22 protein-coding genes, 2 pseudogenes and 1 riboswitch are annotated in these 23,561 nt (G+C 74.8%); of the genes and pseudogenes, 18 read left to right on the top strand and 6 right to left on the bottom strand.

The features are described from left to right. The first annotated feature begins 85 nt into the window (after nt 1-85). The 9 genes and pseudogenes from GKE82_RS08100 to fabI all read left to right on the top strand — a co-directional run bounded on the left by GKE82_RS08100 (nt 86) and on the right by fabI (nt 7,153). Nucleotides 86-946: an ACP S-malonyltransferase gene (locus GKE82_RS08100; protein WP_154732952.1), complete on the top strand. Its 861-nt coding sequence runs from the start codon at nt 86-88 to the stop codon at nt 944-946. Next, nucleotides 936-1,994 carry a 3-oxoacyl-ACP synthase III family protein gene (locus GKE82_RS08095; RefSeq protein WP_154732951.1) on the top strand — a complete coding sequence of 353 codons (1,059 nt, stop codon included), beginning with the start codon at nt 936-938 and terminating at the stop codon, nt 1,992-1,994. Before GKE82_RS08100 ends, GKE82_RS08095 begins: the two co-directional genes overlap by 11 nt. Further along, the gene (fabG, locus tag GKE82_RS08090) at nt 1,991-2,773 is read left to right on the top strand and encodes a 3-oxoacyl-ACP reductase FabG (protein WP_154732950.1); all 783 of its coding nucleotides are present in this window, start codon (nt 1,991-1,993) and stop codon (nt 2,771-2,773) included. The genes GKE82_RS08095 and fabG overlap by 4 nt, the downstream gene beginning before the upstream one ends. Before the next feature lie 32 nt (nt 2,774-2,805). Then, the gene (locus GKE82_RS08085; RefSeq protein ID WP_107571316.1) at nt 2,806-3,057 is read left to right on the top strand and encodes a phosphopantetheine-binding protein; all 252 of its coding nucleotides are present in this window, start codon (nt 2,806-2,808) and stop codon (nt 3,055-3,057) included. Beyond that, nucleotides 3,054-3,680, top strand: a pseudogene (locus GKE82_RS28105) (beta-ketoacyl synthase N-terminal-like domain-containing protein); the annotation flags it as partial. The gene GKE82_RS08085 and the pseudogene GKE82_RS28105, both read left to right, overlap by 4 nt. A 169-nt stretch (nt 3,681-3,849) precedes the next feature. After that, nucleotides 3,850-4,257: a hypothetical protein gene (locus tag GKE82_RS28100; RefSeq protein ID WP_309233800.1), complete on the top strand. Its 408-nt coding sequence runs from the start codon at nt 3,850-3,852 to the stop codon at nt 4,255-4,257. Further along, nucleotides 4,254-5,792: an acyl-CoA carboxylase subunit beta gene (locus GKE82_RS08075; RefSeq protein WP_230316596.1), complete on the top strand. Its 1,539-nt coding sequence runs from the start codon at nt 4,254-4,256 to the stop codon at nt 5,790-5,792. Before GKE82_RS28100 ends, GKE82_RS08075 begins: the two co-directional genes overlap by 4 nt. Nucleotides 5,793-5,804: 12 nt before the next feature. Next, entirely contained in the window at nt 5,805-6,335 is a 531-nt protein-coding gene (locus tag GKE82_RS08070; RefSeq protein WP_107571318.1) for a MaoC/PaaZ C-terminal domain-containing protein, read from the top strand. Next, nucleotides 6,335-7,153 carry an enoyl-ACP reductase FabI gene (gene fabI / locus GKE82_RS08065; RefSeq protein WP_154732949.1) on the top strand — a complete coding sequence of 273 codons (819 nt, stop codon included), beginning with the start codon at nt 6,335-6,337 and terminating at the stop codon, nt 7,151-7,153. The genes GKE82_RS08070 and fabI overlap by 1 nt, the downstream gene beginning before the upstream one ends. 83 nt (nt 7,154-7,236) lie before the next feature. On the opposite strand, the gene GKE82_RS08060 is transcribed toward fabI, so the two are convergent. Further along, nucleotides 7,237-7,554 carry a multidrug efflux SMR transporter gene (locus GKE82_RS08060; protein ID WP_154732948.1) on the bottom strand — a complete coding sequence of 106 codons (318 nt, stop codon included), beginning with the start codon at nt 7,552-7,554 and terminating at the stop codon, nt 7,237-7,239. A gap of 28 nt (nt 7,555-7,582) precedes the next feature. Next, nucleotides 7,583-7,646, bottom strand: a riboswitch (guanidine-III (ykkC-III) riboswitch). Between the two features lie 75 nt (nt 7,647-7,721). Between GKE82_RS08060 and GKE82_RS08055 the strand changes: the two genes are divergently transcribed. The 7 genes and pseudogenes from GKE82_RS08055 (at nt 7,722) to GKE82_RS26870 (ending at nt 14,120) form a co-directional block, all read left to right on the top strand. Beyond that, nucleotides 7,722-9,329: an alkaline phosphatase gene (locus GKE82_RS08055; protein WP_107571321.1), complete on the top strand. Its 1,608-nt coding sequence runs from the start codon at nt 7,722-7,724 to the stop codon at nt 9,327-9,329. Next, nucleotides 9,329-10,285: a hypothetical protein gene (locus GKE82_RS08050; protein WP_154732947.1), complete on the top strand. Its 957-nt coding sequence runs from the start codon at nt 9,329-9,331 to the stop codon at nt 10,283-10,285. The genes GKE82_RS08055 and GKE82_RS08050 overlap by 1 nt, the downstream gene beginning before the upstream one ends. A gap of 32 nt (nt 10,286-10,317) precedes the next feature. Then, nucleotides 10,318-10,755, top strand: a complete 438-nt coding sequence (locus GKE82_RS08045; protein WP_154732946.1) for a helix-turn-helix transcriptional regulator — start codon at nt 10,318-10,320, stop codon at nt 10,753-10,755. A 10-nt stretch (nt 10,756-10,765) separates the two neighbouring features. Continuing rightward, nucleotides 10,766-11,191, top strand: coding sequence for a VOC family protein (locus GKE82_RS08040; protein ID WP_154732945.1), 426 nt, complete (start codon nt 10,766-10,768; stop codon nt 11,189-11,191). 44 nt (nt 11,192-11,235) lie between these two features. Beyond that, nucleotides 11,236-12,290 (top strand): annotated as a pseudogene (locus tag GKE82_RS08035) (LLM class flavin-dependent oxidoreductase). Between the two features lie 23 nt (nt 12,291-12,313). After that, a complete protein-coding gene (locus GKE82_RS08030) occupies nt 12,314-13,825 on the top strand; it encodes a S9 family peptidase (protein WP_154732944.1) in 1,512 nt (503 codons plus the stop codon). Further along, entirely contained in the window at nt 13,806-14,120 is a 315-nt protein-coding gene (locus tag GKE82_RS26870; RefSeq protein WP_196189112.1) for a hypothetical protein, read from the top strand. The genes GKE82_RS08030 and GKE82_RS26870 overlap by 20 nt, the downstream gene beginning before the upstream one ends. Here the strand turns inward: GKE82_RS26870 and GKE82_RS08025 are convergent. Genes GKE82_RS08025 through GKE82_RS08010 form a run of 4 tightly spaced genes read right to left on the bottom strand, consistent with a single transcriptional unit; the run spans nt 14,093 to nt 20,064 of the window. Next, nucleotides 14,093-15,943, bottom strand: a complete 1,851-nt coding sequence (locus GKE82_RS08025) for an ATP-binding protein (RefSeq protein WP_154732943.1) — start codon at nt 15,941-15,943, stop codon at nt 14,093-14,095. The genes GKE82_RS26870 and GKE82_RS08025 overlap by 28 nt on opposite strands. A gap of 28 nt (nt 15,944-15,971) precedes the next feature. Next, the gene (locus GKE82_RS08020) at nt 15,972-16,745 is read right to left on the bottom strand and encodes an alpha/beta fold hydrolase (RefSeq protein ID WP_196189424.1); all 774 of its coding nucleotides are present in this window, start codon (nt 16,743-16,745) and stop codon (nt 15,972-15,974) included. Further along, nucleotides 16,742-18,799, bottom strand: a complete 2,058-nt coding sequence (locus GKE82_RS08015; RefSeq protein WP_196189111.1) for a DUF1365 family protein — start codon at nt 18,797-18,799, stop codon at nt 16,742-16,744. Before GKE82_RS08015 ends, GKE82_RS08020 begins: the two co-directional genes overlap by 4 nt. After that, nucleotides 18,796-20,064, bottom strand: coding sequence for an NAD(P)/FAD-dependent oxidoreductase (locus GKE82_RS08010; RefSeq protein ID WP_154732941.1), 1,269 nt, complete (start codon nt 20,062-20,064; stop codon nt 18,796-18,798). Before GKE82_RS08010 ends, GKE82_RS08015 begins: the two co-directional genes overlap by 4 nt. Nucleotides 20,065-20,331: 267 nt before the next feature. Here GKE82_RS08010 and GKE82_RS08005 point away from each other — a divergent pair, with 267 nt between their 5' ends. Together GKE82_RS08005 and GKE82_RS08000 are read left to right on the top strand one after the other, a co-directional pair. Then, nucleotides 20,332-21,216, top strand: a complete 885-nt coding sequence (locus GKE82_RS08005) for a M23 family metallopeptidase (RefSeq protein WP_154732940.1) — start codon at nt 20,332-20,334, stop codon at nt 21,214-21,216. Nucleotides 21,217-21,284: 68 nt separating this feature from the next. Beyond that, a complete protein-coding gene (locus tag GKE82_RS08000) occupies nt 21,285-22,223 on the top strand; it encodes a DUF808 domain-containing protein (RefSeq protein ID WP_309233493.1) in 939 nt (312 codons plus the stop codon). A gap of 24 nt (nt 22,224-22,247) precedes the next feature. On the opposite strand, the gene GKE82_RS07995 is transcribed toward GKE82_RS08000, so the two are convergent. Next, nucleotides 22,248-23,420, bottom strand: a complete 1,173-nt coding sequence (locus GKE82_RS07995; protein ID WP_154732939.1) for an acyl-CoA dehydrogenase family protein — start codon at nt 23,418-23,420, stop codon at nt 22,248-22,250. Nucleotides 23,421-23,561: the final 141 nt, after the last annotated feature.

Raw genomic sequence — 23,561 nt, 5'->3', positions numbered from 1 at the left:
TCGGCCCGCGGGCGACCCCCGGACCGGCGGGGACCACACCCGCGGGCCCCGCACCGCGCCCGCCGACGGTGGGAGGTTCGACGGGATGCCGAGCACCGCCATCCTCTTCCCGGGACAGGGGAGCCACACCGCCGAGATGGCCGCGGAGACCGCGGCCCTGCGGCCGGACCTGCTCGCCCACGTCGTCGAGGTCGTGGGGGAGGACCCGTTCCCGCGCGCCGCGGAGAGCACCGCGTTCGCGCAGCCCGCGATCCTCTGCGCCGCGCTCGCGCGCTTCTCGCAGCTGGCCCCGACGCTCGACGGGCCGGTCGTCGCGCTCGGCCACTCGCTCGGCGAGCTCGGGGCGCTCGTCGCCGCCGGGCAGCTCGACGAGCTCGACGCCCTCGCCCTCGCCGCCGAGCGCGGGCGGCTCATGGCCGCCGCGGGCACGGGCGGCATGGTCGCGGTCCTCGGCGGCACGATCGAGCAGGCCACCGAGCTCGCGGACTCCTTCGGGCTCACCGTCGCCAACGACAACGCGCCCGGGCAGGTCGTGCTCGCCGGCAGCGAGGCCGACACGAAGGCCGCCGCCCGCGGGGCGCGTGGCGTCGGGCTGCGCGCGCTGCGCCTCGACGTCACCGGCGCGTTCCACTCCCCGGCGATGGCCGCCGCCCGCGACGGCTTCGAGGCGGCGCTGCACGCCGCGACCTTCACCGACGTGCCCGTCGGCTCCGCGGCGTTCTCGCCGACGACCGTCGCGCCGGTCACCGACCCGGTCGCCGTGCTCTCGCAGGCGCTGACCTCCCCGGTGCGGTTCCGCGAGGCGGTCCTCGCGCTCCACGAGGCCGGGGTGCGCCGCTGGATCGAGACCGGCCCCGGCGACGTCCTCGCGAAGCTCGTCGGCCGGATCCTCGACGCGCCCGACGTCCACGTCCACACCGTGCGGGAGGCCGCCGATGTCGCCTGAGACCGCGACCGCGACGGTCGCCCCGGCGGCGCCCGCCCGGCCCGCCGGGCTGCGCGTCGCGACGATCGGCGCGGCCTGCCACGCGCTCCCCGCCACCGTGCTGGGCACCGACGAGATCGCGGCCCGGCTCGGCGTCGAGGGCGACTGGCTCGTCAGCCGCACCGGCATCCGCTCACGCCGGGTGCTCGCCGAGGGCGAGCTGCTCACCGACCTCTGCGAGGCGGCGGCGCGCGGCTCGCTGGCCCGCGCCGGCCTGACCGCGGCCGACGTCGACCTCGTCCTCGTCTGCACGATCACGCCCGACCAGCGCTGCCCGGCGCTCGCGCCGCTGCTCGCCGACCGCCTCGGGGCGAGCGGCGCGTTCGCGATGGACGTGGGGGCCGCGTGCACCGGGTACCTCGCCGGCCTCACCGTCGCCGCCGCCCAGATCGAGACCGGGCGCGCGCGCACCGTGCTGCTCGTCGGGGCCGACGCGATCCGCACCCGCCTCGTCGACCCGGACGACCGCGCCACCGCCGGCCTGTTCGGCGACGGCGCCGCCGCGACCGTCCTGCGCGCCGCCGACCCGGACCCGGGCGGCGGCCCGGCGGGGGTCGGGCCGGTGCTGCTCGGCGCCGACGGCGCGGGCGCCCCACACATCCACGCGGGCGTCGACACGCCGCTGCACATGGACGGCCACGAGACCTTCCGCACCGCCATCACCCGGCTGTCCGACATGGCGCTCCAGGCCTGCGCCGCCGCCGGCGTGACGTTGCAGGACATCGATCTCGTCGTCATGCACCAGGCCAACCAGCGCATCACCGCCGCGGTCGGCCGCCGCCTCGGGATCGCCGACGACCGGGTCGTCGACTGCATCGAGCACGTCGGCAACCTCTCCGGCGGCTCGATCCCCGTCGCGCTGTCGCTCGCCGCCGACGAGGGCCGCCTGCCCGACGGCGCGCTCGTGCTGCTCGCCGCCTTCGGCGCCGGGTTCACCTGGGGCGGCAGCGTCGTGCGCTGGGGCCTGCCGACCGCCGACCCGACCACCGCCCTCCAGGAGCCCGCATGAGCACCGCCACGCAGACCACGCCCGACCGTCCCGCCGCCCCGGCGGTCGCCGTCCGCGCGCCCGCGCTCGTCACCGGCGGCTCGCGCGGCATCGGCGCCGCGACCGCCCGCGCCCTCGCCGCCGCCGGGCATCCGGTCGCCGTCGCCTACCGCTCCGGCGCCGACGAGGCCCGCGCGGTCGTCGCCTCGATCGAGGAGCTCGGCGGGCGCGCCGTGGCGATCCAGGCGGACGTCACCGACCCCGACGCCGACGTGCGGCTGCTCGACGGGGCCGCCGAAGGGCTCGGCGACCGCGTCCTCGTCCTCGTCAACAACGCCGGGGTGCGCGTCGACGGGCTCACCGCCCAGCTCGACGACGCCGGCTGGGACACGACGATCGACACGAACCTCAGCGCCGCGTTCCGGCTGACCCGCCGCGCGCTCGGCCCGATGCTGCGCGCCCGCCACGGTCGCGTCGTGAACGTCAGCTCGATCGCCGGACTGCGCGCGAACGCCGGCCAGCCCGCCTACGCCGCCGCGAAGGCGGGGCTGATGGCGTTCACCAGCACCGCCGCGGTCGAGGTCGCGCGCCGCGGCGTCACCGTCAACGCGGTCGCCCCCGGCTTCATCGCGACGGACATGACCGCCGACCTGCCGACCGACGAGCTCGCCCGGAGCATCCCCGCGCGCCGCCTCGGGACCCCCGAGGAAATCGCCGCGGCAATCGCCTTCCTCGTCTCCGACGCCGCCGCCTACGTCACCGGAACCACCCTCGTGGTCGACGGCGGACTGTCCGCCTAGACCCGCACACCCAGAGAGCAAAGGAACCCCACATGTCGTCCACCACCGTCACCCCCGAGGCCGTCGAGGCCGTCATCTTCGAGGCGCTGAAGGGCTTCGGCGTCGAGGAGGAGCTGCTGACCCGCGACGCCGAGATCACCGCCCTGGACATCGACTCGCTCGACCTCGCGGAGCTCGCGCAGGTCCTCGACGACGAGCTCGGCGTCGAGATCAAGGGCGACGACGTCAAGGGCATCACGATCGTCGCGGACCTCATCGACCGCGTGGTCGCGAAGGCCGCATGAGCCGCGTCGTCGTCACCGGGGTCGGAGCGGTCACCCCGCTGGGCGTCGGCGCCGCGCAGCTCCACGAGGGCTGGGTCGGCGCGCGCAGCGGGATCGAGGCCGGCATCGGCGCCTGCTCCGACTTCGAGCCGACGACGGTCCTCAGCCGCAAGGAGGCGCGGCGCGCCGACCGCTGCACGCAGCTCGCGCTCGCCGCCGCCCACGAGGCGCTCGAGCAGGCCGGGTTCGCGGCCGGGCTGCCGTACGACGCGTCACGCGTCGCCTGCGTGCTCGGCACCGGCATCGGCGGCGTGACGACGCTCGAGCACGGCCACGACATGCTCCGCGACCGCGGCCCCGAGAAGGTGCCGCCGCTGAGCGTGCCGATGATGATGCCCAACGCCCCCGCCGGGCAGGTCGCGATGCACCACGGCCTGCGCGGCGAGTCCTTCGGCGTCGTGTCCGCGTGCGCGGCGGGCGCGCACGCGATCGGCGCCGCCATGCGCATGGTCCGGGCCGGGGACGCCGACGCGGTCGTCTGCGGGGGCGCGGAGTCCGCGCTCACGCCGCTCACCCACGCGGCGTTCGCCGCGCTGGACGCCACGTCCGCCTCCGGGATCTCGCGGCCGTTCGACGCGCGCCGCGACGGCTTCGTCATGGGGGAGGGGGCCGGTGTCCTCGTCCTCGAGCGCGAGGAGGACGCCCGCGCCCGCGGTGCGGAGATCCTCGGCGTGATCGCCGGCTACGGCGCCACGTCCGACGCGCACCACCTGACCGCACCGCACCCGGAGGGCGAGGGGGGCGGCCGAGGCGATCGCCCGCGCGCTCCTGGACGCGAAGCTCGCCGCCGCCGACGTCGACTACGTCAACGCGCACGGCACCTCGACCCCGCTGAACGACCGCGCCGAGACGCTCGCGATCGAGCGCGCGCTCGGGGACCGCGCCCGCGAGATCCCCGTGTCGTCGCTGAAGTCGGCGATCGGCCACCTGCTCGGCGCCGCCGGGGCGGTCGAGTCGATCGCGACGATCATGGCGCTGCGCGACGGCGTCGCGCCGCCGACGCTCGGCTGGGAGGAGCGCGAGGACGGCATGGAGCTCGACTACGTGCCCGGGCAGGCCAAGCCGCTCGCCGTCCGCGACCGGCCGCCGGTCGCGCTGTCCAACTCGTTCGGCTTCGGCGGCCACAACGCCGTCGTCTGCCTGCAGGGAGCCGCCGCATGAGCACCCCGATGCGCACCGCCGGGATGGCGGAGACCGAGGTCCCGATCGGCCGCCCGCGCGCCCCGTTCCCGGGCCGTCCGCCCGCCGCGGCCGCCGCGCCGACGCCGGCCGCGCCCGCCGCGCCGCTGACCACCGTGCAGCGACTCGAGCGGCTCTGCGACCCGGGCTCGCTGCGCGTGCTGCGCAGCGAGGTCCGCTCCCCGTTCACCGACCGCGCGGGGGACGGGGACGGCGTCGCCGTCGGCTCCGGGGAGATCGACGGCCGCCCGGTCGTCGTCTACGCCGAGGACCCCAAGGCGCTCGGCGGCTCGCTCGGCGCCGCGCACGCGATGTCGATCTGCCGCGCCATGGACATCGCCGAGCGGGCCCAGGTGCCGGTCGTCGGCCTCGTCTCCAGCGCCGGCGCCCGCCTGCAGGAGGGCCTCGCCGCGCTCGCCGGGTACGGCGAGATCTTCCACCGGATCGTGAAGCTCTCCGGGGTCGTGCCGCAGATCAGCGTCGTCTGCGGGCCGTCCGCCGGCGGCGGCGCGTACGCGCCCGCGCTCACCGACCTCGTGATCATGACCCGCGAGGCCGCGATGTTCCTCACCGGCCCCGGGGTGGTGCGCGAGGTCATGGCCGAGGACGTCGACGCGGCCGCGCTCGGCGGCCCGCGCGTGCAGTCCACCAACGGGGTCTGCCACCTCGTCGGCGAGGACGAGGCGCAGGCCGTGCAGCTCGCGCGCCGCGCGCTGTCCTACCTGCCGTCGTTCGCGGGCGGTCCGCTGCCGCAGCGCCCGTACACCCACGAGCACGCCGACCCGGGCCGGCACGTCCCGGCCGAGCACCGCAAGGTCTACGACGTCCGCGACGTGATCGGCGACGTCGTCGACCGCGGCGCGATGCTCGAGCTCGCCCCGCGCTGGGCGCGCAACATCGTCACCGCGTTCGCGCGCGTGGAGGGCTCCCCGGTCGGGGTGCTCGCCAACCAGCCGCGCCATCTCGGCGGCGTGATCGACGCCGACGCCGCCCAGAAGGCCGCGCGGTTCGTGCGCACCTGCCACCTGTTCGGCCTGCCGCTCGTCGTGCTCGTCGACACCCCGGGCTTCCTGCCCGGCACCCGGCAGGAGTCCGCGGGCGTGATCCGCCACGGCGCGAAGCTCGTCCACGCGTTCGCGGAGGCCGACGTCCCGAAGATCACGTTCGTGCTGCGCAAGAGCTACGGCGGCGCGCACATCGCGATGAACTCCGGGGCGCTCGGCGCCGACATGACGTTCGCCTGGCCGGCCGCGCAGCTCGGCGTGATGGGCGCCCCGCAGGCCGTCCAGTTCGTCAACAAGCGCGAGCTCGCCGCCGCGGAGGACCCCGTGGCCGAGCGCTCCCGCCTCGCCGCGGTCTACGAGGAGCAGCAGCTCGACTCGCGGGTCGCCGCGACCGGCGGCTGGGTCGACGAGCGCATCGACCCGGCCGACACCCGCGACCGCGTCGCCTGGGCGATGCGGCTGCTCGCCGGCCGGACCCGCAGCACGCCCCGCGCCCACAACATCCCGCTCTAGGAGGCCTGACCGATGTTCGGCACCGCACCGTGGTTCGACGACCTGCAGGAGGGGGCGAGCGTCCCCGGACGGGGGCGCACCGTCACCGAGGCGGACGTCGTCGCCTTCGCCACGCTCACCGGCGACTTCCACCCCCAGCACGTCGACGAGGCGTGGTCCGCCGACGGCCCGTTCGGCGGGCGCGTCGCGCACGGCATGCTGATCGCGTCCTACGCGGTCGGCCTGCTGCAGCTGCCGTTCGAGCGGATCGTCGCGCTGCGCCGCGTCAAGGACCTGACGTTCAAGCGGCCGGTCCGGCTCGGGGACACGATCCGGGCCGAGGCGACGATCGAGGCGCTGCGCGACCTCGACGACCAGGCCGGCATGGTCACCTGCCGCGTGAAGGTGCTCGGGGCGGGCGGGCAGCTCGTCGCCCGGATGGCGATCGAGGTGCTCTGGCGCCGCGAGCAGCCCGTCGCCGCGCCCGAGGAGCCGTCGGTCGACGACGCGCTCGCCTCCCTGGCCCGTCCCCGGACCCCCGCCTTCGTGGCGATCCCGTTCTGATGGCCGGTCTGCTGGAGGGGCGCCGCCTGCTCGTCACCGGCGTCGTCACGAAGAGCTCGATCGCCTTCCACGTCGCCCGGCGCGCGCAGGAGGAGGGGGCGGAGGTCCTGCTGACCGGGTTCGGCCGCACCCGGCGGATGACCGAGCGGGCCGCCGGCCGCCTGCCGCAGCCCGCCGAGGTCGTGGAGCTCGACGTCACGAACGCCGACGACCTCGCCGCGATCGGCCCGATCGTCGCCGACCGCTTCGGCCACCTCGACGGGCTGCTGCACGGGATCGCGTTCGCGCCCGGCGACGCCATCGGCGGCAACTTCCTCGACGCCCCGGTCGGCTCGACGCTGACCGCCTTCCACATCAGCGCCGTGTCGCTGCGCGACCTCGTCGTGGCGCTGCGCCCGCAGCTGGCCGCCGCCCCCGAAGGCGGCGCGGTCGTCGGCCTGGACTTCGACGGGACCGTCGCCTGGCCGCACTACGACTGGATGGGCGTCGCGAAGGCGGGCCTGGAGGCGGTCACCCGCTACCTGGCGCGCGACCTCGGGGAGGAGCGCATCCGCGTGAACCTCGTCGCGTCCGGCCCGATCGAGACGCTCGCCGCCTCCGGGATCGACGGCTTCGACCGCCTCGCCACGACCTGGGAGCAGGCCGCGCCGCTGGGCTGGGACGTCACCGACCCCGAGCCGGTCGCGGACGCGTCCCTGTTCCTCCTGTCGCCGCTCTCGCGGGTCGTCAGCGGCCACGTGCTGCACGCCGACGGCGGCGCCCACGCCGTCCGCGGCGCATCTGCCGCGGTGCCGGCCGAGGTCGCCCTCCCGGCCTGACCGCCGCCCGCGCCGAACAGGGAGTTGTTCGCCCTCCAGCGGAAGAACTCCCTGTTCAACGCCCGTGGTCAGGGGCGGGGCGCTCACGCCTCGGTGAGCGCCAGCCAGACGATGCCCGCGGCGATCAGCGCGATCGCCGCGAGGCGCGACGGGGTCGCCGCCTCGCCGAGCAACGCCATCCCCAGCAGCGCGGTGCCGACCGCCCCGGTCCCCGTCCAGATCGCGTAGGCGGTCCCGACCGGGAGCCGCTGCAGCGCGATCGACAGCAGCACGACGCTGCCGACCGCCGCGACGAGGAACACGAGCGACGGGCCGAGCTGCGAGAGCCCGTCGGAGCGCTTCAGCGCCAGCGCCCACACGACCTCCAGCGCGGCGGCGGAGAACAACGAGATCCAGACCATGACGAGCACCCTTCGGGACGAGGAACACGGGGCGTCGTCTTGTCGGGTCCGGGTACGGCGCGTCTCGTCCGGTCGCCCACGGGGGCGAGATCCGAGGCTAGCACCGCCCGTGACGATTTCGTGAAGGCGGTGAAACCGGACGCGAACGGCGGCGTTCAGATGCCTCGATGCCCTCCCGTCGTCTCCTCACCCGGCGCGAGCTGACGTTCGCCGGCTCCGGCCTGCTGCTCGCCGCCCAGGTGCCCTCCGCCTGGGGCGCCCGGCTGCTCACCACGAAGGCCGCCGTCGGGCGCGGCACGTTCGAGGACGGCGTCGCCAGCGGCGACCCGGCGCCCGACGCGATGGTCTTCTGGAGCCGCCTGACGACCGAGCAGCAGCGCTCCGGCGCCGAGCTCGTCGTCGCCGAGGACCCCGAGCTGCGCCGCACGGTCGCGACCGCGGTGGTCCCGACCGCCCGTGCGATGGACGGCGCCCTGAAGGCGCGCATCACCGGCCTGAAGCCGGACACGGTCTACCACTACGTCTGGCGCTCGGCCGACGACGTCTCCCCGGTGGGCCGGACGAAGACCGCGCCGGCCCCGGACTCCGACGTGCCGCTGCGCCTCGCGTACTCCTCCTGCCAGAACTGGCCGGCCGGGTTCTTCACCGGCCATCAGGACGCGGCCGCGCTCGACGTCCTGGACCTCTACCTGTTCCTCGGCGACTACACCTACGAGTACGGGCCCGAGACCGGGGTGACGCGCGACCGCGACGTGCCCGCGCCGACCGTCGACCTGAAGAGCTACCGCGAGCGGCTGAAGATGTACCGCTCCGACCCGGGCCTGCGCGAGCTGCACCGGCTGCACCCGGTCGCCCATATCTGGGACGACCACGAGGTCGCCGACAACTACTCCGACAACCGGCCGCGGCCGAGCGATCTGCAGCGCGCCGCCGGCTACCAGGCCTCGTTCGAGTGGCTGCCGCGGCTGCCCAGCGCCGGGGAGCGCTACGGCATCTACCGCACCTACCGCCTGGGCCGCATGGCCGACGTGATCCTGCTCGACCAGCGCCAGTACCGCACCGGGGACGGAGACGGCAAGCCCCGGTCGATCCTCGGTCCCCGCCAGCAGGCGTGGTTCGTCGAGGAGCTGCGCCGCTCGCCCGCGCGCTGGCGGATCGTCGCCAACCAGGCGATGTTCGTGCCGCTCGGGGTCGCCGGACGCGGCGTCAACACCGACCAGTGGGACGGCTACCCGGCCGACCGCGCCGAGATCCTCCAGACGCTGCGATCGGTGCCGAACACGATCTTCGTCACCGGGGACATCCACACGTTCTTCACCGCGAAGGTCCTCGCGGACGGCGGGGCGTCCGGCCCGTCGGTCGCGACCGAGTTCGTCGGCGGCTCGGTCACCTCGTCCGGCTTCCCGGCGCTCGCCGGCGTCGAGAGCCTGGCGATCGGCGCCGCGAACCCGTGGATCACCTACACCAACGGCGGCGATCACGGCTACGCGCAGGTCGACCTCGCCGCCGACGCCGCGACCGTCCGCTACCGCGTCGGGCCGATCACCACGCCGACCGCGACGCTGCGCACCCTCGCCGAGTACCGCCAGCCGCTCGGCGCCAACGACTACGAGACCGTCAGCCAGCAGCCGTCGGGCACGCCGCGGCTCGCCGCGCCCGCGACCGGGCGTGCGCTGCGCTCCGAGCGCGTCGACGGGGCGCTCGCCGCCCGCCGCCGCCGGCACGAGCGGCTCGTCCGACGAGCCCGGCTGCGCGCGGAGAGGAGGGGCCGCTGATGCCCGCCCGCACCCGTCCCTCCCGTGAAGTCGCGCCCGCCCGGACGCGGGCCGCGCTGCGCACGGCGCTGGCGCTCGCGCTGCTCGCCGCGGCGACCGCCGCGGACGCCCGCGCGCAGGCCCCGGCGTCCGACGCGCCGGGCGCCCCCGCGGCGTTCACGACCTTCAGCGCCGAGAACGGCAGCCCGACGACGCTGCAGGCGCAGGCGCCGCTGGCCGGGACGACCGCCGACCCGGGCGTGCCGCGCTGCCTGGGCCCGCGCTCGTTCGCCCGCACCAGCTGGGCGGTCGTGCCCGCCGCCGACCGCAGCCGCGTCGTGCGGGTCAGCGCCCTCACCCCGTCGCTGGAGCCCGACGAGGCGCCGCAGCTCGCCGCCTTCGTCCAGCCCGCCGCCGGGACGCAGACGCGCGAGCCGCAGGCGTGCGACGAGGGCGCCGGGCTGCTGGACCGCAGCAGCGCGGTCGAGCTGCGCGTGCCCGCCGGCCGCGCCGTGCTCGTGCAGGTCGGCCAGCCGGCCGCCGCCCGCGCCTCGCGCGCCGTGCTCGAGCTGCAGACCACCGACCTGCCCGCGGCCGCGAACCCGCCCGGAGACCGCGCCGGGACCGCGCGCACGCTGCCGCTCGGCCGCACCCGCACGGTGCCGCTGGCGGGCGCCACCCTCACCGAAGAGGACCCCGCGCAGCCCGCCTGCCCCGCCGGCGGGACGGTGTGGCGTCGCGTGACGATCCGCCGCGCCGGCACCTACCGGGTCCTCGCCACCGGCCGGACGCTCGGCACGCTGACCGCGTTCGTCGGCTCGCGGCCGCGCGGCGCCGGGGCCCGGGCGTGCGTCAACCGCTCGCGCAGCGACCGGATGCGGATGCGGCTGCGGCTGCGCGCGGGCAACGTCCTGTGGCTGCGCCTCGGCGTCGACCGCTCCGACGCGGGCAACGCGCGGCTGCGCATCGGTCGCTGAGCACCCGGCCGCGCTGGGATACTCGCGCGGCGATGATCGCCGTCCCGCCCGAACGACACCTCGTCCGCGGCCGCGACCTCGCCGACCGCCGCTACGCCGACCCGGAGCTGACTGTCGCGCACATGGCGGCCGCGGCCGGGCTCTCTCGCGCGCACTTCACCCGCGAGTTCCGGCGTGTGTTCGGCGAGACGCCGCGCGGCTACCTGCTCACCCGTCGCATGGAGCGCGCCGCCGCGCTGCTGCGGCACACCGACCACACGGTGGCGGACATCTGCCTGAAGGTCGGGCTGCGGTCGGTCGGCTCGTTCACGAGCACGTTCACCCGGCACCACGGGTGCTCGCCGACGGCCTACCGGGCGGCCGCCCCACCCGCGCAGGTGTACGCGCGGATCCCCGCCTGCGTCGTGCGCGTCCACGGCCGTCCGCGACACCGCACGTTTGGAGAAGACAGCGCGGACGCGCCCGCCTAGGGTCCCGGACATGACCACCATCCGCATGAACGCCACGCAGCTCTGGGTCCACGACCAGGACGAGGCGCTGCGCTTCTACACCGAGAAGGTCGGCCTCGAGCTGAAGGAGGACGTGACCGTCGCCGAGATGGGGAACTTCCGCTGGCTGACCGTCGGCGCCCCCGGCCAGGACGCGTCGATCGTCCTGATGGCGATCCCGGGCGCCCCGATGTTCGACGACGCCACCCAGGGCGAGATCCGCGCCCTGATGGGCAAGGGCTACGCGGGCACCGTGTTCTTCTCCACCGACGACTGCCGCGCCCGCCACGCCGAGATGGCCGCGCTGGGCGTCGAGTTCACCCAGGAGCCGACCGAGACCCCGTACGGCGTCGACTGCGGCTTCCGCGATCCGTCGGGCAACCACCTGCGGATGGTCCAGCCGCCCGCCGGGGCCTGACCACTCGCGGCGGACCGGCCCGGGCGGTTTGCCATGCTGACCGCATGGAGCTCGGCATCTACACGTTCGCGGAGCTGGGGACCGACCCCCGCACCGGCCGCACCGCCACCCCGCAGCAGCGGATGGCGCAGCTGCTTCAGGAGATCGAGCTCGCCGACCAGGTCGGCCTCGACGTGTTCGGGATCGGGGAGCACCACCGGCCCGACTACCTCGTCTCCGCGCCCGCGGTCGTGCTGGGGGCGGCCGCCGCGCGCACGTCCCGGATCCGGCTGAGCAGCGCCGTCACGGTCCTCAGCTCCGCCGATCCGGTCCGCGTCTTCCAGGACTTCTCCACGGTCGACCTCCTCTCCGGCGGCCGCGCGGAGATCATGGCCGGGCGTGGCTCGTTCATCGAGTCGTTCCCGCTGTTCGGCCAGGACCTCGACGACTACGACGCGCTCTTCGCCGAGCACCTCGACCTGCTGCTCACCCTCCGCGAGCAGGAGGTCGTGACCTGGCCGGCCGGGGAGGGCACGTCCCGGCACCGGGCCCCGATCGACCACCGCGGCGTGTACCCCCGGCCGGTCCAGGACCCGATCCCCCTGTGGGTCGCGGTCGGCGGCACGCCGCAGTCCGCGGTGCGCGCCGGCGCGCTGGGCCTGCCGCTGGCGCTCGCGATCATCGGCGGCCAGCCGGAGCGGTTCGCGCCGTTCGCGCAGCTGCACCGGCAGGCGGGGAGGGCGCCGGGCACGGCCGCCTGCCGATGAGCATCAACTGCCACGGCTTCGTCGCCGAGACCTCCCAGGCCGCGCGCGACATCGCGTTCCCGCCGTTCGCGCAGATGATGAACCGCATCGGCGCGGAGCGCGGCTGGCCGCCGCTGCGCCGCCACGACTTCGACGCCAGCACCGGGCTGCGCGGCGCGAACATGGTCGGCAGCCCGCAGGAGGTCGTCGAGAAGATCCTCTTCCAGCACGAGGTCTTCGGCCACGACCGCACGCTCGTGCAGTTCAGCGTCGGCCCGATGGAGCACGCCGACCTGCTGCGCAGCATCGAGCTGTTCGGCACCGAGGTCGCGCCCGCGGTCCGCAGCGCGCTGGCGACGACCGCCGTCGCCTGAGCGCCCCGGGTACGCTCCGCCGCATGAGGAGGAGCACGATCCGGGTGATCGCGGCCGTGGCCGCCGCGCTGCCCGCCCTGGCACCCGGCGGGGCGCAGGCGCGCGACCAGGCGGTCCGCAGCTTCGACGGCACGACGCTGTCGACGTCGTTCTTCCCCGCCGCGGGCCTGAAGCCGGGCGAGCGCGCGCCGACCGTCCTGCAGACCCACGGCTGGGGACTCACGCGCACCACGAACCCCGACGCCACGTCCAACGAGGACGTCGGCTCGGTCGGCGTCGGCGTGCTGCGCCGCGCCGGCTACAACGTCCTGACCTGGGACAGCCGCGGCTTCGGCCAGTCCGGCGGGACCGTCACCGTCGACGCCCCCGAGTTCGAGGGACGCGACGTCATGGCGCTCGTCGACTGGGTCGCGCAGCAGCCCGAGGCGCTGCTGGACGGCGACGGCGACCCGCGCGTCGGCATGCAGGGCCCGTCCTACGCGGGCGGGATCGAGCTCGTCGCCGCCGGCCTCGACCCGCGGATCGACGTCATCGCCCCCGACATCGCCTGGCACTCGCTCACGACCGCCCTCAACCGCGACGGGCTCGCGAAGTTCGGCTGGGGCGCGGCGCTGCTGGCGGTCGGCACGCCGACCTCGCTCGGCCTGGGCCTGTTCAGCCCCTACGGTCCGGAGACCGGGACGCTCGCCCCGCAGCTCATCCGCGCGGCGGTCGACGGCGCCACCACCGGCCGCTTCTCGCCCGAGGTCGACGCGTTCCTCGAGTCCCGCGGCCCGAAGGACCTCGTGCGCCGCATCCGCGTCCCGACGCTGCTGACCCAGGGCACCGCGGACACGCTGTTCACGCCGTCGGAGGCGATGCGCAACTACGAGATCCTCCGCGACGCGCGCGTCCCGGTGAAGATGGTCTGGTTCTGCGGCGGTCACGGCGTCTGCCTGACCGGCAACGTGCCGAGCGTCGAGCGCGCGGTCCTGCCGTGGCTGGCGCGCTGGCTGCGGCGCGACGCGAGCGTGGACACGGGTCCGCGGTTCGAGTGGGTCGCCGACGACGGGCAGCGGCGCAGCGCCGCGGACTTCCCGCTCGCCGCCGGGCCCCCGCTCGCCGCCGAGGGCGCGGGCACGGTGGCGATCACCCCGGTCGAGACGCTCAACGGCCTCGTCGTCGTCGCGCGCCCGGGACTGCAGGGCGTGCGCGTGCCGATCCCCGCGGTCCGCGAGGAGACGGACGTCGTCGGCGAGCCCGAGGTCACCGTCACCTACCGGGCGACCGGCCTCGGCACCGACGACCACGTCTTCGGCCAGCTCGTCGACGAGGTCCGCGGCGTCGTGGTGGGCAACCAGTCGACGCCGATCCCGGTGCTGCTCGACGGACAGGGAGCACACGGTCACGCGGCGGCTCGAGGGCGTCGCGATGCGCGTCACCCCGGGGAGCCGCTACCGCTTCGAGCTCGTCGGCGGGTCGAACCTCTACGGGATCACGCGCGGGACCGCGGTCGTGTCCGTGTCGCGGGCGCGCGTGACGCTCCCGACCGGTGACGCGGCCGCGACCGTCGACCGTGACGCGCTCGGCCTGCCGCCCGCCACGCGCTGCGTCAGCCGCCGGCAGTTCACGATCCGCCTGAGCGCCCCGCGCGGTCAGCGGCTGCGCAGCGCCACGGTCTTCGTCGGGACCAGGCGGGTCCGGGTCGTGCGCGGCCGCCGGCTGACCGCGCGGATCGACCTGCGCGGCCTGCCGAAGGGCACCGTGCGCGTGAAGATCGTCGCCCGCACGACCGCGGGGCGGACCGTCGAGCAGGTCCGCCGCTACCGCACCTGCGCGCCGCGGCGCTGAGCGGCACGCGGTCCCCCCGAGCGCTCCAGCGCGGCCGCGAGCATCGGGCCGGTGGCGGGCTTGGCGACGAAGTCGTCCATGCCGGCGGCGAGGCACGCGCGCCGGTCCGACTCGAACGCGGCCGCGCTGAAGCCAATGACGTACGGGCGCGGCGCGAGCTCGCGCCGGCGCAGCTCGCGCGTGGCGGCGAGGCCGTCGAGCTCTGGCATGTGGAGGTCCATGAAGATCACGTCGTAGGACTGGCGGTCGCACGCCTCGAGCGCCTCGCGTCCGTCGCCCGCCACGTCGGCGCGATAGCCCAGCCGCTCCAGCAGCCGCACCACGACGAGCTGATTGGTGCGGCTGTCCTCGACGAGGAGGATCCGGCGGGGCAGGCGGGCCGCCATGCCCGCGTCCATCCACGGCCGGTCCGGTTCGACGGACGGCGGGGGCGCGGTGCCCGCGGAGAGCGGCAGCTCGAGCACGAACGTCGAGCCGACGCCCACCGTGCTCGTCCCCTGGAGGGTCCCGCCCATCAGCCGGGCGAGCTCGCGGCTGATCGTCAGGCCCAGGCCGGTCCCGCCGTGGTGCCGGGCACTGGCGGCGTCGGCCTGGGTGAACGGCTCGAAGACGTCGGCGAGGCGCTCGGGCGCGATCCCGACGCCGGTGTCCCGGACCACGAACCGCAGCTGCGTGGCGCCGTCGGGGCGGGGCCCCGGCTCGACCCGCACCTCCACCTCGCCCTGGTCGGTGAAGCGGACGGCGTTGGCGACGAGGTTCATGAGGATCTGCCGCAGCCGCGCGCCGTCGGCGACCACGACCGGGGGCAGGGCCGGGTCGACCGTGGCGTGGAGCGCGATCCCGCGGCGGTCGGCGGCGACGCGCAGCACGTCCACGACCCCTTCCACGACGTCGGCGAGCGGCACGTCGGCGGTCCCGAGCACGACCTCGCCCGCGTCGATCCGCGAGAAGTCCAGGACGTCGTTGACGAGCGTGAGCAGGTGATCGCCCGAGGCGCGGATGATCCGGGCGTGCTCGGCGGAGCGGGCGTCGAGGTCCGCGTCCTCAAGCAGGCCGCCGAGACCGATGATCGCGTTGAGCGGGGTGCGGATCTCGTGGCTCATGTGGGCCAGGAACTCCGCGCGCGCCCGGCCCCGCGCCTCGGCGACGCCGCGGGCCCGGGCCTCGCGGGCGTGCTCGTCGCGCAGCGCCCGCTCGCGGGCCAGGAGGCCGCGGAGCTCCTCGATCGTGCCCTGGAGACGGCGACGGAACTGCACGAGCAGCACCGCGATGATCGCGCCCATCGCGGCGGCGCCGGCGAGCTCGGCGCCGTCGAGCAGCCACAGCGGCGCGCCGCCGACCGCCTCCGGCGGCGGGACCGGCCGCCACAGCTGCCGCGAGACGACGATCGCGACGACGCCCGCCCCCGCCCCGGCGAGGACGAGCATCAGGCGCCGGTCCGAGAGGTGCTGCAGCGCGATCGTCGCCACCACGACGCAGCCGAGCACGGTGACGACGGCGCTCCCGGGCAGCAGGACGGCGAGCATCATCGCCCCGCCGAGGAAGACGACGACCGTGACGGTCGCCCCGTCCTCGATCCGTCCGTTGCGCAGGAGCCGCTGCGCGACCGCGGCGAGCGCGCCGAGCAGGATCAGGCCGACACCGACGAGCCGAGCGTCCGCGACCTCGCCGGTGACCCCCTGGACCACGAACACGGTGCCGAACGTGACGGAGGCGATCGCGACGACGAGCATCGTCCGGGCGAGCGGCATCCGCGATGCCTCACGCACGCGCTGCAGGGGGTCGTCGGTGGCGGCCCCGACGGAGGCCGGCGGGCGGCGCATCCGACGATTATGCGACGTGCTGTCGCGGTCAGCCAGTCGTCCGCGCCGATCCGCGCAGGATCGTGCGCGCCGACAGCGCGGGATCGTCGAGCATCGGGAGGTGGCTGCAGCCCGGCAGGGTGATCGACACCGCGTGGGGGACGAGCGCGCGGGCCGGCGGCGTCACCAGCCGGTCGAGCTCCCCCCAGGCGAGCAGCACCGGGACGCGGATGCGCTCGCCGCCCGTGAAGTGGCCGCTGCGCATCGCGCGGTTCGTGGCCGCGAACGCGGGCGCGCTCGCGTAGGCGCTCGCGACCCGCAGGGCGTCCTGCGGGGAGACGTCCCCGGGACGGGCGACGATCCCCAGCAGCGCGGCCCGCCGGCCGAGCCCGGTGCGCATGAGCGCCGGCAGCGCCGGCCGCAGCGTCCGCGCGACCCGGTGCATGACGAACGGCTTGGGCGGCAGCGGTCGCTCCCACAGCGCCGGGCAGAGCCCGGTGACCGAGGCCACCACGTCGCGCCGGGCGAGCTCGAGCGCGATCCAGCCGCCCAGCGAGTTGCCGGCGACGTGGGGTCGCTCGAGGCCGATCTCGCCCAGGAAGCGGGCGAGCTGCTCGGCGATGGCGGCCGGGGTCGGCACGACGTCCTGCGCCAGCGGCGCCGACGCGCCGAACCCGGGCAGGTCGACGGTCACCACCTCGCGCTCGGCGCGGAGGTGCTCGACGACCGCGTCCCAGACCTGCCGCTCCCCGCCGAGGCCGTGCAGCAGGACGACCGGCGGGCCGGTGCCCGTCCGGTCGTACGCGATGCCGGTGGCGCTCACGCCACGTGGCGGGTGTGCGGTCCGTCGTCGGCGAGGTGCAGCGTCGTCACCGGCGCGCTCGTCGGCTGGTCGGGCAGCCCGGGGAGGAGCGCCTCGCCACGGAACCGCGGGCCCGCGAGCAGGATCTGGACGTCCTGGATCCGGCGCTCGGCGAAGCCGCCCTCGCAGTAGGCGAGGTAGAGCGACCAGATGCGACGGAACTGCTCGTCGTAGCGCTGCTCGTCCAGGGCGCCCGCGGCGGCGGCCTGCTCGAAGCGCTCGCGCCACGCGGCGAGCGTCGTGACGTAGTGCGGCGTGATGTCCTCGAGCTGCACGTTGCGCAGCGCGGTGAACGACCCGACGCAGCGCTGGATCTCGCGCACGGACGGCAGGCAGCCGCCGGGGAAGATCAGCTGGTTGATGAAGCTCTTCGTGGCCTTCTCGACGTCGTAGGCGCGGTCGTCGATCGTGATCGCCTGCAGGAGCATCAGGCCGTCGTCGGCGAGCCGCTCGCCGCAGACGCGGAAGAACGTCGGGAAGTCGCGCCAGCCGACCGCCTCGATCATCTCGATCGACACGAGCTTCGAGTACGTGCCGGTGAGGTTGCGGTAGTCCTCGAGCAGGACGGTGATGCGGTCCTGCAGGCCGGCGGCGCGGACGCGCTCGACGGCCAGCGCGTGCTGCTCGCGCGAGATCGTCGTGGTGGTGACGCGGCAGCCGCTGCGGCGCGCGGCGTGGATGGCGAGCCCGCCCCAGCCCGTGCCGATCTCCAGCAGGTGGTCGTCGGGACCGAGCTCGAGCTTGTCGCAGATGCGGTCGAGCTTGCACAGCTGCGCCTCGTGCAGCGTCGCCTCGGGCGTCGGGTAGATCGCCGACGAGTACATCATCGTCTCGTCGAGCATCAGCCCGTAGAGGTCGTTGCCGAGGTCGTAGTGCGCGCTGATCTGCTGCTTGGAGCGGTCGATCGTGTTCCGTCGCGCGGTGGCGACCGCGCCCTGGACGGGGGCGAGCACGGGACGCAGGCGGCGCCGGTACGCGTCGCCGCGGTGGATGTTGCGCGCGGCGATGCGCACGATCCCGACGAGGTCGTCGGCGTCCCACCAGCCGTCGCGGTAGCTCTCCGCGAGCCCGAGGCTGCCCTTCAGCAGGGCGCGGTACGCGCGCTCGTCGTGGATCGTGACCGTCGCCCGCAGCGGCGTGCCGGTCCCGTCCTTCCAGGCGTCCCCGACGGTCGTCGAGCCGTGCGCGTCGACGAGCGTGAGCTCCCCGTCGCGGATCCAGTGCTTGAGGAGACCGTGCAGGACGGTCCGGGTCTTCGATGCGCGCATGTCCTTCACCGGGTGGGGGTGGTAGGGGGCGCCCTTGAGCTTGAGCCTCAGGGCGTTGGAGTAGATCAGCGCGCCGGTGCGGGCGCTCTGGAGGGGGAAGCGGGCGAGCAGCCGTGCCAGCGCGGCGCCGGACAGCTCCTCGCGGCGGAGGTTGAGCGTCGCGTCGAACGCGCTCTCCCCGTCGCTGGCGATGTGGATGCTCCAGGTCGGGCCGGGCCGCGTGAGCCGGAACCGGTAGCGCTGGGCCATGCCCATCAGCGGCGAGACGTGGAAGACCTTCTCGAACGCGAGGTCCTGCACGCGCGCGTCCGGGTCGCAGGCGGCGACGTAGGCGTGGCGCTCGTTCCACGGCGTGTTCTCGACGTCGGCGACGATCGCGACCGGGGCGTCGTCGTCCTGCGGGGAGAAGCAGAGGTAGAAGCTGACGGGGTTGAACGCGCGGCCGAACGTCCGCGGCGTCGTGAGCACGCCGATGCGGCCGGTGGGCCGGGTGCCGAGTCGCTCCTGCACGAGGTCGCGCACGGCGACGTCGAGCGGCACCGCCGGGTCGCCCAGCAGGTCCGCGCGCGAGACGCCGCCGGGTGTGCGGGGCCGGCGCGCCGACCACAGCGGGGCGTGCGCGAACAGCTCGTCGGCCTCCTCGAGGTCGATCCAGAGCATGCCGACGTCGTAGGTGAACGCGTGCGCGATCGGCGTCGTGCGGCGGTGGCGGACGGTGCCGCGGTAGATGGCGGAGCGCCGCGTCACGCGGGCGAACCGACCTGGCTGCGGCCGACGCCCGGCAGCGCCTGCAGCGCGCTGAAGACGCCGTCCTCGTGGAACCCCCAGCGCCAGTACGCCCCGCAGAAGTGGGTCCGGCGCACGCCGCTGATCTCCCCGTGGCGGGCCTGGGCGGCGACGCCCTCGGGGGTGAAGACCGGGTGCGCGTACTGGATGACCTCGACGATCTTCGCCGGGTCGATGCGGTCGGTGAGGTTCAGCGTCACGCAGAAGTCGTGCGGCGCCTCGAGGCCCATCAGGTGGTTCATGCCGTACGTCACGGTCGTGCGGGCCTGCGGCTCGTCGAGCAGGTGGAAGTTCCACGCCTGGCGGGCGGCGGGGCGGCGGGGGAGCATCCGCGTGTCGGTGTGCAGCACCGCCTCGTTGGGCTGGTAGGGGAAGCAGGCGAGCAGCTCGCGCTCCAGCGGCGTCGCGTCGTCCCCGAGGATCGCGAGCGCCTGGTCGGCGTGGCAGGCGAGGATGACCTCGTCGAACCGCTCGGGCTCGCCGCCCACGGGGGTGACCTCGACGTGGGTGTCGAACCGCCGGACGCTCGTGACCGGGGTCGAGGTGCGGACCGGGCGGTCGAGCCGCGCGGTGATCGCGCGCACGTAGGTCTGCGAGCCGCCGGCGATCGTCATCCACGTCGGCCGGTCGCGGAAGCTCAGCATCCCGTGGTTGGCGAAGAACTGCGCCATGAACCGGATCGGGAACGCGTCGAGCTGGTCGGGCTCGGCGGACCACACGGCGCTCGCCTGCGGGACGATCAGCCGGTCGCGGAAGAAGTCCGAGTAGCCGCCCGCGCGCAGGAAGGCGAGCAGCGACAGGTCGCCGCGCGTGTCGGTGGGGTCGGCGACGATCGCCGCGAGCTCCTTGTTGAAGCGCAGCAGGTCGCGGATCATCCGCAGGAACGCGGGGCGCACCGCGTTGCGCGGCTGGCAGAACAGGCCCTTCGGCGTGCCCGCGTACTCGAAGTCCTCGCCCTCGGCGGTGACGCTGAAGCCCATGTGCGTCTCGCGGCGGGCGACGCCGAGCTCGTCCATCATCGCGAGGAAGTTCGGGTACGTGCGGTCGTTGCAGACGATGAAGCCCGTGTCGACGTCCCACGCGCCCGCGTCGGTCTCGACGTGCACGGTGTTCGTGTGGCCGCCGACGTAGGGGCCGGCCTCGAACAGCGTGAGGTCGTGCTCCGCGTGGAGGTGGTGGGCGGCCGTGAGGCCGGAGATGCCGGTGCCGATGATCGCGATGTGCATGCGCTACGGGATCTTCGCGCGAACCGCGGCGGCGGATCAGTTCGCCGCCCCGGCGCCGACGGTCCTCGTGTGATCTCCGTCACACCCCGTGTGACGGACCTGTAACCTGCCTGCTGTCAGGGGGTTTCTCCCGACGAGCGACGCGCCCCGGGGGGGCTGGGACGTGATCGCGATGGACTGGATCGGTCGGGGGACCTGCATCCGGGCCGCCACCCGCCAAGGGGTGGTTCGACTGCACGCACCCGCCCGATCCCGAGAGTCCAGAACATGCACCGAGCGCTGACGGTGGCCCTGACGGCCGCCGCCCTGATCATCGTGCCGGCCGAGTCGTCCGGCGCCCCGATGGACCCCGGCGCCGGCGGCGTCTCCGCCGACGCCCCGGCCGCCACCGCGACCCCCGAGGGCTCGAGCGAGCTCGTCGCCGCGATCGCCGCGCGCCGCGTCCTGCTCGCCGGCCCGCGGCCGCAGACCCTCACCTTCACGGTGCCGGGCAGCGGCACCGCCGCCGTCGTCGTGGAGCTGTACCGCTCCGGGGCCGTCGCGCCCGTCGAGCGCTGGGAGCTGCGCGACGTCGCCCGCGGCGAGGAGCAGCGGCTGCGCTGGGACGGCGGCGCCGAGGACGGCCGCGGCGAGAAGGACGGGCGCTACCGCTTCCGCATCGGCGTCGACGGGGCCGCCCCGGCACCGGTCGCCGAGTCGTTCGAGTACCTGCGCGCGTACTTCCCGGTCCGTGGCCCGCACGTCTACGGGGACGGTCCCGGTGCCGGTCGCGGCCACCAGGGGCAGGACATCCTCGCCGACTGCGGCACGCCGCTCCTGGCCGCCCGCGGCGGCACCGTCGAGCGGGCCGGCTACGACGGCGGCGGCGGGAACTACGTGGTGATCGACGTCGTCGGCTCGCCGAGCGACATGGTCTACATGCACCTGCAGCAGCCCTCGCCGCTGAAGGTCGGCGACGACGTGCACACCGGGCAGCGGATCGGCGACGTCGGCACGACCGGCCGCTCGACCGCCTGCCACCTGCACTTCGAGCTGTGGAGCGGTCCCGGCTACTTCACCGGCGGGCGGCCGATCGACCCGTCCCGGCAGCTGCGGCTGTGGGACGAGCAGAGCGGCGGCAACCGCGACGTGACCGCCGCCAAGCGCCGCTGAGCACCCCTTCCGGGGGCGCCGCCCCCTACCCTGTGGCGCGTGAGAACCCCTCGTAGGACGGTCCGGGCGTGAGCGCCGGGCTCGCCGCACTGCTCGACGACGTCGCCGCGATCGCGCGCGTCGCCGCCGCGTCGATCGACGACGTCGCCGCCGGCGCCAGCCGCGCGAGCGTGAAGGCCGCCGGCGTCATCGTCGACGACGCCGCCGTGACGCCCCGCTACGTGCAGGGCTTCGCGCCCGAGCGCGAGCTGCCGATGATCCGGCGCATCGCGCAGGGGTCGCTGCGCAACAAGCTCCTGTTCATCCTGCCCGCGGCGCTGCTGCTGAGCGAGTTCCTGGACTGGCTGCTGACCCCGCTGCTGATGGTCGGCGGCGCCTACCTGTGCTTCGAGGGCGCCGAGAAGATCTGGGAGAAGGTCGGTCCCGGCCACCACGGGGAGGCGGCCGCCCCGGTCACCGAGCTCGGACCCGACCAGGAGGAGGAGCTCGTCGGCGGCGCGATCCGCACGGACTTCATCCTCTCGGCCGAGATCATGGTGATCTCGCTCAACGAGGTCACCGACGAGCCGTTCCTCACGCGCGCGATGATCCTCGTCCTCGTCGCCTTCGCGATCACCGCGCTGGTCTACGGGGCGGTCGCCCTGATCGTGAAGATGGACGACATCGGGCTGCGGCTCGTGCAGACCCGCGAGGGCTTCGCCGCCCGGTTCGGCCGCGGCCTCGTGCGCGGGATGCCGATCGTCATGGGCGTGCTGTCCACGGTCGGCATCGCGGCGATGCTGTGGGTCGGCGGCCACATCCTGCTCGTCGGCCTCGACGACCTCGGCGTGCACGCGCTCTACGACGCCGTGCACCACCTCGAGGAGGACGTCCACGACGCGCTCGGAGCGGTCGGCGGCGTCGGGGCCTGGCTGACGAACACCGGGGCGTCGGCGCTGCTGGGCGTCGTCGTCGGCGCGGTGATCGTGGCGATCATGCACCGGGTGCGTCCCGGGCACGCCCACTGAGGGCGCGCCCGGAGCGGGCCGGTCCTAGGTGAGGGACCGGCCGACGATCTCCTTCATGATCTCGTTGCTGCCCGCGTAGATCCGCGACACGCGCGCGTCCGCGTAGAGGCGGGCGATCGGGTACTCGAGCATGTAGCCGTAGCCGCCGAAGAGCTGCAGGCACTTGTCGATGACGCGGCCCTGCACCTCGGTGGCGAAGAGCTTCAGCGACGCGGCGCGCTCGACCGTCAGCGTGCCGTTCACGAGCTCCATCGTGCACTGGTCCAGGAACGCCTGCGCGGCGTCGACCTCGGTCTTGCACTCGGCGAGCACGAAGCGGGTGTTCTGGAACTTCGAGATCGACTCGCCGAACGCGGTGCGCTCCTTGACGTAGTCGACCGCCATCTGCAGTGCCGCGGCGGCGGTCGCGACGCCGACGACGGCGACGCTCAGGCGCTCCTGCGCCAGGTTGTGGACCATCTGGCCGAAGCCGACGCCCTCGGCGACGAGCAGGTTCTCGACCGGCACGCGCGCGTCGTTGAAGAACAACTCGGCGGTGTCCTGGGAGTGCATGCCGACCTTCTCGAGGTTGCGGCCGCGCTCGAAGCCGGGCGTGTCGGCCTCGATGACGAGCATCGAGATGCCCTTGTGGCGCTCGTTGGGGTCGGTCTTCACCGCGGTGACGATGAGGTCCGCGTTGATGCCGTTGGTGATGAACGTCTTGGCGCCGTTGACGATGTAGTGGTCGCCGTCGCGGACCGCCTTCGTCTTGATGCCGGCGAGGTCGGAGCCCGCGCCCGGCTCGGTCATCGCGATCGCGGTGATCTTCGTGCCGTCGGCGATCCCCGGGAGCCAGCGCTCCTTCTGCTCGTCGTTGCAGTACTCGAGGAAGTAGGGGAGGCAGACGTCGTTGTGGAGCGTCAGGCCGACCGCGACGCCGCCGAGCGCCTGCCGGCAGATCTCCTCGCCGAGGATGACGTTGAAGCGGAAGTCCTCGACGCCGGCGCCGCCGAACTCCTCCGGGATCTGGGTCCCGATGAAGCCGTTCGCACCCGCCGCGGCGAACACGTCGCGGGGGACGATGCCGTCCTTCTCCCACTGCTCGAAGTGGGGCGCGACCTCGTTGGTGAGCCAGCGGCGGACGCTCTCGCGGAAGTCCTCGTGCTCGTCCTCGAAGATCGCGCGGCGGCTGCTGGCGGGCTGCTCGACAGTGCTCATGCCCTGGACGGTAGCGCTCCGTGACGGCCTCGGACAGGCCGTTCGACTGAACGTCGTCGTTCGATTGGTGACGCACCCGACCGCTGTCCGGGGTATCGTGCGCGCCGCAGCACACGACGGGGTCATCGCACAGCGTCGCCA

Origin of the sequence: Conexibacter sp. W3-3-2, from assembly GCF_009707605.1 — a bacterium.
Classification (GTDB): Bacteria; Actinomycetota; Thermoleophilia; order Solirubrobacterales; family Solirubrobacteraceae; genus Paraconexibacter; species Paraconexibacter algicola.
Note: the sequence above shows the minus strand (reverse complement) of the source record. Positions and strands in the feature narration are given on the sequence as shown.

Bases quoted from the DNA above. Each gene is read 5' to 3' on its own strand.
- GKE82_RS08040 (WP_154732945.1), top strand. From the start codon at position 10,766: ATGACCACCATCCGCATGAACGCCACGCAGCTCTGGGTCCACGACCAG.
- GKE82_RS08095 (WP_154732951.1), top strand. From the start codon at position 936: ATGTCGCCTGAGACCGCGACCGCGACGGTCGCCCCGGCGGCGCCCGCC.
- GKE82_RS08010 (WP_154732941.1), bottom strand. From the start codon at position 20,064: ATGCACATCGCGATCATCGGCACCGGCATCTCCGGCCTCACGGCCGCC.
- GKE82_RS08075 (WP_230316596.1), top strand. From the start codon at position 4,254: ATGAGCACCCCGATGCGCACCGCCGGGATGGCGGAGACCGAGGTCCCG.
- GKE82_RS08070 (WP_107571318.1), top strand. From the start codon at position 5,805: ATGTTCGGCACCGCACCGTGGTTCGACGACCTGCAGGAGGGGGCGAGC.
- GKE82_RS08025 (WP_154732943.1), bottom strand. From the start codon at position 15,943: ATGCGCCGCCCGCCGGCCTCCGTCGGGGCCGCCACCGACGACCCCCTG.
- GKE82_RS08055 (WP_107571321.1), top strand. From the start codon at position 7,722: ATGCCCTCCCGTCGTCTCCTCACCCGGCGCGAGCTGACGTTCGCCGGC.
- fabI (WP_154732949.1), top strand. From the start codon at position 6,335: ATGGCCGGTCTGCTGGAGGGGCGCCGCCTGCTCGTCACCGGCGTCGTC.
- GKE82_RS08085 (WP_107571316.1), top strand. From the start codon at position 2,806: ATGTCGTCCACCACCGTCACCCCCGAGGCCGTCGAGGCCGTCATCTTC.
- GKE82_RS08100 (WP_154732952.1), top strand. From the start codon at position 86: ATGCCGAGCACCGCCATCCTCTTCCCGGGACAGGGGAGCCACACCGCC.
- GKE82_RS07995 (WP_154732939.1), bottom strand. From the start codon at position 23,420: ATGAGCACTGTCGAGCAGCCCGCCAGCAGCCGCCGCGCGATCTTCGAG.
- fabG (WP_154732950.1), top strand. From the start codon at position 1,991: ATGAGCACCGCCACGCAGACCACGCCCGACCGTCCCGCCGCCCCGGCG.
- GKE82_RS08005 (WP_154732940.1), top strand. From the start codon at position 20,332: ATGCACCGAGCGCTGACGGTGGCCCTGACGGCCGCCGCCCTGATCATC.
- GKE82_RS08050 (WP_154732947.1), top strand. From the start codon at position 9,329: ATGCCCGCCCGCACCCGTCCCTCCCGTGAAGTCGCGCCCGCCCGGACG.
- GKE82_RS08045 (WP_154732946.1), top strand. From the start codon at position 10,318: ATGATCGCCGTCCCGCCCGAACGACACCTCGTCCGCGGCCGCGACCTC.
- GKE82_RS08060 (WP_154732948.1), bottom strand. From the start codon at position 7,554: ATGGTCTGGATCTCGTTGTTCTCCGCCGCCGCGCTGGAGGTCGTGTGG.
- GKE82_RS08030 (WP_154732944.1), top strand. From the start codon at position 12,314: ATGAGGAGGAGCACGATCCGGGTGATCGCGGCCGTGGCCGCCGCGCTG.